Source organism: Acinetobacter sp. BY419, from assembly GCF_019038395.1.
GTDB lineage: Bacteria > Pseudomonadota > Gammaproteobacteria > Pseudomonadales > Moraxellaceae > Acinetobacter.
Genome location: NZ_JAGFXZ010000012.1, coordinates 74555 through 83746 on the forward strand (window position 1 = coordinate 74555; position 9192 = coordinate 83746).

Here is a 9192-nt window from a genome sequence, read left to right on the forward strand (position 1 = left end):
CACCTATTAAAGGTGGTTTTTTTATGGAGCATGAAAATGCCAGATCCAAATGAAAAGCAAAAAAAGGAGCAAGACCAGTTTTGCTTCCAATTAGGCCAAGTCAGTGTAGACAAGCCTGAAGATGGAAAAAAGAAACGTACCTTCTCGGGTATTGCTTATAGCGGTGAGGCAATTACAGACCATTGGTATTGGGACAAAGTTGTATTTGATCTTGATTCCATTCAAATCAAAGGTCGTATCCCTGCATTACTCGAACATCGAACCAGTCAGCGTGCTGGAGCAATTAACTCTCATTCTGTTAACCATGCCGAAGGTCTGAAAATTGAAGGTAATTTACTTTCAAATGAGTTTGGCACTCAAGTCGCTCAAGATTCTGATGATGATTTTCCGTGGCAAATGTCAGTTCGAATCTACCCAACCACAGTTGAAGAGGTCAAAGAAGGCTCGGTGATTGTGAATGGTCGAACATTCCAAGCGCCTGTTGCGATTTTCCGTGGTGGTCGCATCCGTGAAGTGTCTTTCTGTGCGGATGACAACACAAACGCAGTGGCAGCCAGTCACTCTCCAAAACAATTTAATCAACCAGAGGACACAGATGTGACCGAATTAGAAAAGGCTCAGGCCAAAATTACAGAATTGGAAGGTCAGGTGAATACTCTGACTGAACAAAACAAACAGTTCGCCGCTGCAAAACGTGAAGCTGAAATCACTGCATTAGGTAAAGACTTGGGCAAAGAGTTTAGCGCTGAAGATGTTGAAGAAATGAAAAAGCTTGATGAATCTGCATTTGCATTCTCAGCCAAGCAGCTTCGCCAATTCTCGGCAGGTAGCCAGCAACCACCAGCTGCACAACAGCCACAGCCTGCACCAGGTGTAAATCCGGCATTTGCACATTTGTTTAGTCATCAAGCGAACGGTGGACAAGGTGGTGGACATGCACCACAAGGTTCTGCGCTTGATCAGGCTTTCAGCCAATTTGCCGCAGCACAACAACAAGGAGCTAAATCATGAGCCAGGTAGTAACAGGCACTATTGAGAATAAACAGCTGGTAGTGGGTGATGGTGTACGTACTGAGAATGCCAAAGCAAAAACAGCAACGGCGTACAAGCGCGGGGATTTACTGAATGTGGGTGCTAATAACCTAGCTGACCATCCGGTAGTCACTGAAGGGGTGGTGGGAGACTGGAATGTTATCGCTGTATCAGATTTCACTGTAGAGCAAGCTACTTACCATGCTGTTAATAATTTGGAAATGCCGATCTATGTACAAGGTGCATTTGATATTGCAGAAGTTACAGTGAATGGAACGCCGTTGACTACCGCTCAATATGATGCTGTGCGTGCACAGGCATTAAAAAACAAAATCGAACTTCGTAAGGTCGTGGGGAACTAAGACATGAGTCAAACTTTTACATTTCAGAATGCACCGGTTGAATTACTGGATGTTCCGCAGCTGGTTCTTTTAACTGACACTACTCAAAAGGTAGATACTTGGTTGATGGATCGCTTTTTCCCTCAGCGTGTTTCGTACACTAAAAAAGAAGTTCCAGTAGGTGAGCTAAATACAGCAACTCCACTTGCGCCGTTTGTGACTCCGACTGCAGCTGGCCGTCAGATCAAAGTAGGTGAATCTGGTAACGTGAAATTCGTTAAGCCGGCTTACCTAAAACCGATGATGACGGTGATGCCGAGTGAAGTACAGAACACGGCGCTGATTGCACGCTTACGTCAGTTCGGCGTAATTGCCACCGGTTCAAATCGTTTATCTGATGCGGATCTGCTACTGATCGATCAAGCTCAAAAAGCATTGTATCTGCGTCAGTCGATTGAAAACCGAAAGCTATTAATTGCGCGTGACGTGCTTCTCTACGGTAAAACCACTTTTGCCTCTGCAGATTTCCCGATGTACGAAGTGGACTATGAACGTAATCCAGCGTGTAACTACGCACCATTAATCAAATGGGGACAGGCTGGAGCAACACCAGTAAAAGACATTCAGGCCATGATTGACTTGTCTATCGAGCATTCAGGTACATCACCTATCATGGCTCTGACCACTTCTAAGGTATACAACACCTTAATCAAGGATCCAGAGTTTAAAGAAAAATTCATTGCGCCGTATGCTGGTATTAGCGTTCCACTAACTCCGACTTTCGATCAAGCTGATAAGCCTCAATTCCGTGGCACAGTGGATAATATTGAAATCTGGACTTATGACGTGAGCCACAATATGGGTGGTTCCTCTGATCGCTTTATTCCTGAAGACTTTTTTGGTCTTGTTTCGGATGCGAATGGCTGGATTGCACATTGTGCATTGCAAAACGTTGAAGCGTTTGGCCAAGCTCTGGAATTCTATTTGGGTCAGTGGCAGGAAAAGAACCCTTCAAGTATTCAGATGCTTGCTGAGTCATCACCACTTGCGGTTCCAAACAACAAGAATGGCTTAGTCGGCGGTCGCGGCTTCGTTTAAGGGGAATCAAATGCCAAAGTATATTGCAAAACAATCGATCGGGCACTTTCGTCCAGGTCAGGAAATAGAGGGGCTTGAAGCTAAACAACTTCAGGCCCTTTTAGCATCCGGGGCTATTGAAGAATATCAAGAGCCTGAAGAGCCCAAGGCAGACAACATATCAGCACGCTTGGCTGAGCTTGAAAAGGCCAATGCTGAGCTGACTGCAGCCAATAAAACCTTAACTGAAGCCAACAAGACAGCAGATGCCGAAAAAGCCAAAGCCGATCAACAAATTGCTGATCTGAAGGCAAAGGTGGCTGAGCTTGAAAAGGCGAAACCTGCTACAAAACCTAAAGCAGATTCAAAACCTGCAGATGAAACCAAGTAGGTGACCTATGTATGCGACTAAAGCTGATTTAGTCGCTCGATTTGGTGAAAACGTACTTAACCTTGCACGCATGTTTCCTGCTGATGCTCCAGATCCATTAGAGACAGCATTGCAAGATGCTTGTGAGGAAGTGGACGGATATCTAGCAGTACGCTACCCATTACCCTTGCCAAATGTGCCTAATAATTTAAAGCGAATAGTGTGTGAAATTGCTCGCTATAAACTTTATTTTGAGGAGGCACCTGAAGCTACCGAAGTCCGTTACAGGATGGCGATAGATTTCTTAAAGGGTGTGCGTGATGGTAAAAACTCACTGGCAATTCTAGATACCAGTAACCAAATCAGCGACGACCAACCCAAAGGCAGACCATCAACAGCACCCATCGGCACAAGTTACACCGGTGGAGTATTTGGTGATGCCACTTTAGACATGATGCCCAGCATGAAGTGAGGTGTTTTATGGCTTTCTCAATAACCATTCAAGCCGATAGCTCACCGATTGAAGCAGTGCTGAATCAATTAGGTAACTTTGATTCGCTGAAGAACCAGTTGTTTGATGAGATTGGTGCTGGGCTTGTGAATAGTATTCAGCATCGGTTTCTAACTGGTACTGGTGTGGATGGTAACCCATGGAAGATTTCATGGAGAGCCAAGCTGCAAGGGCGTGATGGTGTGGGCGTTGGTGAAACACTGCGTGATACTGGCCGTCTAATGAATTCCTACACACACAATGTTCTTTCAAGCGGTGTTGAGGTGGGTACAGATGTTGTGTACGCACCCCATCTGCATTACGGCGCAACAATCCTGCCCAGGAATGGCCAATACATCACCTTTGCAGTGGGTGGGCAGTATCGCAAAGTGAAACAGTCAGTTCTACCACCACGGACCCAGCTCGGTATTAATGCTGAAGATGAGGTCATGATTTTGGATATTGTCGGGAGTTTTATAGATGAGCACCTTCTTCGCGGTGCGTGATGAGATTGCAGAAAAGCTGAAAGAAATTCCAGAGTTTAAGCAGATCTATACGCCGTTGAATTCAGTCAGTGTGACAGAGATGTCACAGGTCACGCCGTCTGCACACGTCAATTTTGTCCGTATAGATAAAAAGGCAAGTGCAGGTCGTGGAAGTATCAACCAGATCGGCCAGCAGTGGGCGGTTACGGTGGCATGCCGCAATGCTCAATCTCAGATGACTGATGGTCGAGCAGTAAGTGATGAAGTGGGTCTTTTGACTGAGAAAGTTATTCAGTTACTTGCCGGCTGGCAGCCTCAAGCATCACGTACCGCACTGGATTTTATATCGGTCCGAGATGGCTACAGTCCAGGCTTTGCATATATCACGATTATTTTTGAATCACAAAAATTCATTTAGGAGCCAGTCATGGCAAAACAGTACAAGGCAACTCAGCCTGTCGGTCGCTTTCAAAAGGGCGATATGGTCGGCGGACTGAGTGATGCACAAATTAAAAAATTAGTGGCAGATGGCGTGATTCAGGAAGCACCTGAACCTAAAGCTGCTCCAGCCAAGAAAAGCACAGGGGATGAAAAGTAATGGCTAAGAACAACTATATTTCTCTACATGGTAAGTTCTACCTGGCAGAAATTGTGAATGGTGTTGCTGGTGCAATGCGCCATATTGGTAACGTGCCCGAGTTTGAATTGGAGATCGGTGCTGATGTCATTGAGCATCAGGAATCAATGTCTGGTAAGCGAACTACCGACTTCACCATGATTACTACCACATCAGTAAACTTCTCTGGGCAACTAGAAGAAGTTACTCCTGAGAACCTTGAATACATTCTATCGGGTATGAATCATACGGTAGCAACTAAAACTGAAGCGGATGTATCTTTAGGTACTGTAGTCGCGGGTCAAGAAATCAAACTTGATGGTTATAACCTGAAAACCGTTTCATTCAAGGATTCAACCAGCGGTACAGCCAAAACGGTCGATCCGGAAAGCTACACACTTGATGCCAAGTTTGGCACAGTAATTTTCCATGATGTGGCTGACTTAACCATGCCAATTCTGGCAAGTTATGAAACTGGTGCTGTAACTCGCACTACTTTGGCTTCTGATTTTGAAAAAGAGTATCAGCTCTTCTTTAAGGGGATTAATACTGCAAATGGCGACCATGTTGCGGTAACACTGTGGCGAACCAAGAAGTCACCTGAGACCAATTTCCCATTGATTCATGAAGAGTTAGGGCAATATGAAATCTCTGGTCAGGCTTTATCAGACATGACTAAAGAATCAGATCCAGCATTAGGTCTCTATGGTCATGTTGTAACGATTCCAGCAGCTGTCTAACAAACACAGGCACAAAGAACTCCACGGCGCTTAAGCGTCTTTTTTTGTGCCTTTTTTAAGCCACTATCTATTTCTCATAGTGGGAGAACCTATAAAAATGGTTGCCACAATGAAAAGAAAACAGAAACAAGGCACTGCCAGTAAGCCGAATAAGGTACTAATTCAGGTTCTTTGCATAGATCATTTTACCTTTCAATAAATTTTTGTAACTCTAGTGTTATTAATTGATTGCTTTGTTTATCATGCGAATGATCAACAATGGAGCATTGAAATGCTAACTAAAGCTGAATTTTTGGTGATTGGACTAATGGTAATTACCTTAATATTCATCGTTTACAAAATAGGGCAACGTTGTGACTGGATTCTCTAATAATTTACAATTCAAAATCTAAAAAAAACCTCCTTCGGGAGGTTTTTTTAATAAAATTACTTTTTAGTTTTAAATTAACTTAAAAAGTATTGTAATGTTTAGCTCGTCTACGGGAGGGAATTATGAAGAATCTAGGGATTTGGATATTCATATCTGTACTGGCAGGATGCAGTAAACAAGAGTTTAACGATCAAAAAACCGATCCCACGGTATTAGAAGAAAAACAGTTAAGAGAATCAAGAGAATGGGTTGGAAGTTTTATTCCTAATCCAGATTCATCTAAATTTCGCAATCAAGTGGGAGATTGTGGAGAAGTAAGCTATAAGCAAGCAGACAATAGTTATGTTCCTTTCCAGCGATTTATTGTTCTTGAGAAGAATATAGTACTTATAGAAAATAAGACGGAAAAAAAGCAATTTGAATTATCTTGGAAGAATGCTTGTGCATCTGGCTGAGATTAGCAAATACAGAACCTTCGCTTGATATTTCCATTTTGTAGCTTAAATGTAAGTGAGAGCTTTTTCATTAGTTCAAATAACTAATATACGATTTCGTATTTTTTTGACTATAAGGCTATTTTTAATGAAATATTTACTTGGTAGCTTTTTTTTAGCTTTAGTACTTACAGGGTGTAATTCTTATCCTACTCATGAATCTCCTTCATTAACACTGAATGCGAACACCACAATAGAAACGCAAGTTATAAACTTTGTTGGGCCAATGGATCTAACGATTCAACTCAAGTCATCTGATAATTTTGAAACAGCAGAGATGATTGATAACTCTGGCAAAGTTCATCATTTAAAACAAACTGTAGCAGCCAGCGGTGTACGTTTAGCAAATGATGAAGGTGTGTCTATTCACTTTAAGCGCGGTGAAGGTGTTGTAGAATTGGTTAAAGGCAAGCCGATTAGTATTACTGAGTTTAAAAAATAGTATTATCCTCAAAACTGACCCACTCTAAGAGTGGGTTTTTTTATCTCAAATTGAATCTTGATGTTTATAGTTAGTTTTTATGTAGTTTAATGTGATTGAGTCTTTCATTTTTCTCCTATACAAATGAATAAGAATTGGAGAACTCAACATGCCAACCAAAGCTGAAGTTGTTGTGATTATATTGGCGATAATTGCCATAACTTTGATCATTCATACAGTAGGACAAGGAGTTAATTGGACGTTCTGAAATATGAATATGTATGAACATTAAAAAGCCCTCAATTGAGGGCTTTAGTTTATTCATCTGAAGAGTGGGATTTTTGATCTTTTCCATTCCCATATTCCAAAGCAATTTGTTGTGCTTCAGCAGCAGCAGTAGCCTCTAGAGGTACAGACTCATCTGCAATAGCTACTGTTCCAGTAAATCCGAATAAAGTTAGTAATAGAACATGCGAATACTTTTTCATTTGAATTTCCTCTTCGTATCTAAGACTTAATTTCAGTGTAGAGCTGAGACTAAGCCAGCAGTGTATTGGCTATGTCCCTATATGTAAGATGATCAAGATTTTAGTTATGGCGCTGCAGGCTTATGTAAGCGCAATTATCAGGTGATTTTTTTTGTTGAGTTGATTAACGAAAAGTTAAGAACCCTTGCTTGAAAATATCTATTCAAGGTTATAAATTAACCGAAAATGATAATAAGAGCCTAGCCATGGTTGATTACAATAAACTTCAACAAGAAATAGAAAATATGAAGTCTGGTGCTATTAAATGGATTGGTAGTAATTTCGAACTAAATGACATGCAGGAAATTTATCATCTCTTGTTAAATTTAGAGAGCGAGGGTGTCATTGATATTATTGCTATAGGTTACGAGTCTTATACAGGGCATCGGCTCGTACACAAAGTTAAAGTTGAAAAAAATTAGAACTCATATTGAGAGTTTTTTATCACAAGTAAACCACCTTCTGGTGGTTTTTTAATATCCGAGATCCCATCATGAATGATTTTTTCCTAGCAACGAATCGAAGCATCAAAATCAATGATATTGAAGTTCGTCAGATCCAGATGAAAGACTTTGATACCTGGACAATGCATGCTGAAGTTCTGAAAAACTTCATCAAAGACCAGAATCATTCAGATGAGATTTTGACAGAACTATTCAATGCTCATGGAGTACAAGTCATCTCGACTATGGCATGCGTCACTGATCTGGACCATGAATCACTGGTAAAGCTTGCCGCTGATGAGCAGGGATTTAAAGATCTACTTAAAGCAGTGCTTCTCGTTAATCAAGCTTATTTCAAATACGAGAATCCAAAGCGCGGCATCAAAAAGAAAGATGACTCCACTTGGTTTGATTCATTCCAGTTTCTGGTATCAATGGGCCACCATCATAGTGAAATTATGCAAATGACCTACGGCGCATTCCAGAGCTACGTTAAAGCGGCAAACAAGCTGTATAAGCAGGGAATCTTCAATAGCGCCGTTGCAGCACGTGTAGCTCAGTCTGACAAAAAAGGCTTTGAGTCATTCAAGAAAGAAATGGTTTCTGATTGATAGTGCAACACCCTAAAGTTATGATGTGAAAATAACTATTTAGGGGGTTAATGTGAAAAAATTATTATTAGCTTTATGTTTGGTGTCGGGGTTCACGTATGCAGAAAGGACAACTACCAGCATTCGCACTCCATCTGGTGATTTGGTAAGAATTGGGGATTCTCATCAAGCACTGAAGGATAAATTGGAAGTAAGTAAGCCAAGATTTTATGTCCTAAAAGATGGGCGGCTTCACTGTGCTGCTACTGAGTATGTGAAAAGTGTCGACCTTCAAGAATACACTGTCATTTTATGCCGAGACAGAATTGTGAAAATTCTTTGGCGTAATCTTTAAGAGAGGCAATAGATGAAGTATGTATTTGTTGGACTTCTCATTCTTGCATCTGGCATGCTTTATTTTATGCACCAAAGCAATAAGGCGTCAGCTGAAAGATTGAAGCAGGCTGAGATTGCACACCAACAAAGACGTATGCATGAAAAGCCTGATGCAATCAAAAATGAAAGCATGAAGGAAACAGTGGCTGCTAAGAGTGTGGTTGAGCAAAAACTAGAAACTTCTGGGCAACCTGGGCGGGCAGTCTCGGAAAAAACATCTGTAAGTAGTGGTAATAAATATACTGAACAAGAATGGCTGTCTATCTGCAAATCCGCTGCAGGTGCAGCTAGGGCAATAATGAATAGCCGCCAGCGTGGTGCCACGATAACAGACATGATGGATAGGGTTGTTGGTACTGCGGAGCCAGAGCTTAAAGGTATTGTGCAGGCATTTGTAGTAGAAGCATATGAGGAGCCGCGTTACAACGTGCCTGAAAATCAACTAAAAGCTGAGATTGACTTTGAAAATAATGCGTATTTAACGTGCTTAAAAGCCAGAAGTTAATCAAACATAAATATAAAGCCACCTACGGGTGGTTTTTTAATGCCTTAGATTAGCATTTGAAGTGCAACACCATGTTGTTGCCATAATACCTGACTCGGACTTTTAAAGCCGAGTCTTTTTCTTGGACGATGATTTATACGGTCAGTGATTTCTGAAATGTATTCATCCGTATATTGATTCAAGTCACTTCCTTTTCTAATGTATTGTCTGACTAAGCCATTCGTATTTTCATTCGTACCTCGTTGCCAAGCGCTATAAGGATCAGCGAAATACCAGTCTATTTCTAATTTTTGAG

Annotated in this window: 16 protein-coding genes; 14 read left to right on the plus strand and 2 right to left on the minus strand. The window is 41.4% G+C overall.

The genetic code is table 11. The features are described 5' to 3' along the window. The first annotated feature begins 36 nt into the window (after window positions 1–36). From KUG37_RS06720 to KUG37_RS06770, 11 genes are all read left to right on the plus strand, one after another. Window positions 37–1011, plus strand: coding sequence for a hypothetical protein (locus tag KUG37_RS06720; RefSeq protein ID WP_216936258.1), 975 nt, complete (start codon window positions 37–39; stop codon window positions 1009–1011). Continuing rightward, entirely contained in the window at window positions 1008–1394 is a 387-nt protein-coding gene (locus KUG37_RS06725; protein ID WP_216936260.1) for a hypothetical protein, read from the plus strand. Before KUG37_RS06720 ends, KUG37_RS06725 begins: the two co-directional genes overlap by 4 nt. A 3-nt stretch (window positions 1395–1397) precedes the next feature. Next, window positions 1398–2471, plus strand: coding sequence for a major capsid protein (locus KUG37_RS06730; protein WP_216936263.1), 1074 nt, complete (start codon window positions 1398–1400; stop codon window positions 2469–2471). A gap of 10 nt (window positions 2472–2481) precedes the next feature. Continuing rightward, window positions 2482–2841, plus strand: a complete 360-nt coding sequence (locus KUG37_RS06735; protein ID WP_216936272.1) for a hypothetical protein — start codon at window positions 2482–2484, stop codon at window positions 2839–2841. Window positions 2842–2848: 7 nt separating this feature from the next. After that, the gene (locus tag KUG37_RS06740) at window positions 2849–3292 is read left to right on the plus strand and encodes a gp436 family protein (protein ID WP_216936274.1); all 444 of its coding nucleotides are present in this window, start codon (window positions 2849–2851) and stop codon (window positions 3290–3292) included. An 8-nt stretch (window positions 3293–3300) separates the two neighbouring features. Continuing rightward, a complete protein-coding gene (locus KUG37_RS06745; protein ID WP_216936275.1) occupies window positions 3301–3816 on the plus strand; it encodes a phage virion morphogenesis protein in 516 nt (171 codons plus the stop codon). Further along, on the plus strand, window positions 3791–4213 hold the full coding sequence (locus KUG37_RS06750; RefSeq protein WP_216936277.1) for a hypothetical protein: 423 nt from the start codon (window positions 3791–3793) through the stop codon (window positions 4211–4213). The genes KUG37_RS06745 and KUG37_RS06750 overlap by 26 nt, the downstream gene beginning before the upstream one ends. Window positions 4214–4222: 9 nt before the next feature. Further along, on the plus strand, window positions 4223–4393 hold the full coding sequence (locus KUG37_RS06755) for a hypothetical protein (RefSeq protein WP_216936279.1): 171 nt from the start codon (window positions 4223–4225) through the stop codon (window positions 4391–4393). Then, complete coding sequence (locus KUG37_RS06760; protein ID WP_216936281.1) at window positions 4393–5151, plus strand: hypothetical protein; 759 nt, start codon at window positions 4393–4395, stop codon at window positions 5149–5151. Before KUG37_RS06755 ends, KUG37_RS06760 begins: the two co-directional genes overlap by 1 nt. A gap of 492 nt (window positions 5152–5643) precedes the next feature. Next, window positions 5644–5976 carry a hypothetical protein gene (locus tag KUG37_RS06765; RefSeq protein WP_216936283.1) on the plus strand — a complete coding sequence of 111 codons (333 nt, stop codon included), beginning with the start codon at window positions 5644–5646 and terminating at the stop codon, window positions 5974–5976. Between the two features lie 127 nt (window positions 5977–6103). Beyond that, window positions 6104–6457, plus strand: coding sequence for an MliC family protein (locus tag KUG37_RS06770; protein WP_216936285.1), 354 nt, complete (start codon window positions 6104–6106; stop codon window positions 6455–6457). Window positions 6458–6753: 296 nt separating this feature from the next. Here KUG37_RS06770 and KUG37_RS06775 read toward each other — a convergent pair whose 3' ends face one another. Beyond that, window positions 6754–6924 carry a hypothetical protein gene (locus tag KUG37_RS06775; protein WP_216936287.1) on the minus strand — a complete coding sequence of 57 codons (171 nt, stop codon included), beginning with the start codon at window positions 6922–6924 and terminating at the stop codon, window positions 6754–6756. Between the two features lie 188 nt (window positions 6925–7112). On the opposite strand from KUG37_RS06775, the gene KUG37_RS06780 reads away from it, so the two are divergent. The 3 genes from KUG37_RS06780 (at window position 7113) to KUG37_RS06790 (ending at window position 8897) form a co-directional block, all read left to right on the plus strand. Next, complete coding sequence (locus KUG37_RS06780; protein ID WP_216936295.1) at window positions 7113–7385, plus strand: hypothetical protein; 273 nt, start codon at window positions 7113–7115, stop codon at window positions 7383–7385. A 71-nt stretch (window positions 7386–7456) separates the two neighbouring features. Beyond that, complete coding sequence (locus tag KUG37_RS06785; protein ID WP_216936289.1) at window positions 7457–8017, plus strand: hypothetical protein; 561 nt, start codon at window positions 7457–7459, stop codon at window positions 8015–8017. A gap of 346 nt (window positions 8018–8363) precedes the next feature. Further along, complete coding sequence (locus tag KUG37_RS06790; RefSeq protein WP_216936291.1) at window positions 8364–8897, plus strand: hypothetical protein; 534 nt, start codon at window positions 8364–8366, stop codon at window positions 8895–8897. Between the two features lie 44 nt (window positions 8898–8941). Here KUG37_RS06790 and KUG37_RS06795 read toward each other — a convergent pair. Beyond that, on the minus strand, window positions 8942–9192 hold a 251-nt coding region (locus KUG37_RS06795), incomplete at its 5' end, for an IS30 family transposase (protein ID WP_216935223.1).

Coding starts and splice junctions, on each gene's coding strand:
- KUG37_RS06720 (WP_216936258.1), top strand. CDS start 37: ATGCCAGATCCAAATGAAAAGCAAAAAAAGGAGCAAGACCAGTTTTGC.
- KUG37_RS06725 (WP_216936260.1), top strand. CDS start 1,008: ATGAGCCAGGTAGTAACAGGCACTATTGAGAATAAACAGCTGGTAGTG.
- KUG37_RS06730 (WP_216936263.1), top strand. CDS start 1,398: ATGAGTCAAACTTTTACATTTCAGAATGCACCGGTTGAATTACTGGAT.
- KUG37_RS06735 (WP_216936272.1), top strand. CDS start 2,482: ATGCCAAAGTATATTGCAAAACAATCGATCGGGCACTTTCGTCCAGGT.
- KUG37_RS06740 (WP_216936274.1), top strand. CDS start 2,849: ATGTATGCGACTAAAGCTGATTTAGTCGCTCGATTTGGTGAAAACGTA.
- KUG37_RS06745 (WP_216936275.1), top strand. CDS start 3,301: ATGGCTTTCTCAATAACCATTCAAGCCGATAGCTCACCGATTGAAGCA.
- KUG37_RS06750 (WP_216936277.1), top strand. CDS start 3,791: ATGAGCACCTTCTTCGCGGTGCGTGATGAGATTGCAGAAAAGCTGAAA.
- KUG37_RS06755 (WP_216936279.1), top strand. CDS start 4,223: ATGGCAAAACAGTACAAGGCAACTCAGCCTGTCGGTCGCTTTCAAAAG.
- KUG37_RS06760 (WP_216936281.1), top strand. CDS start 4,393: ATGGCTAAGAACAACTATATTTCTCTACATGGTAAGTTCTACCTGGCA.
- KUG37_RS06765 (WP_216936283.1), top strand. CDS start 5,644: ATGAAGAATCTAGGGATTTGGATATTCATATCTGTACTGGCAGGATGC.
- KUG37_RS06770 (WP_216936285.1), top strand. CDS start 6,104: ATGAAATATTTACTTGGTAGCTTTTTTTTAGCTTTAGTACTTACAGGG.
- KUG37_RS06775 (WP_216936287.1), bottom strand. CDS start 6,924: ATGAAAAAGTATTCGCATGTTCTATTACTAACTTTATTCGGATTTACT.
- KUG37_RS06785 (WP_216936289.1), top strand. CDS start 7,457: ATGAATGATTTTTTCCTAGCAACGAATCGAAGCATCAAAATCAATGAT.
- KUG37_RS06790 (WP_216936291.1), top strand. CDS start 8,364: ATGAAGTATGTATTTGTTGGACTTCTCATTCTTGCATCTGGCATGCTT.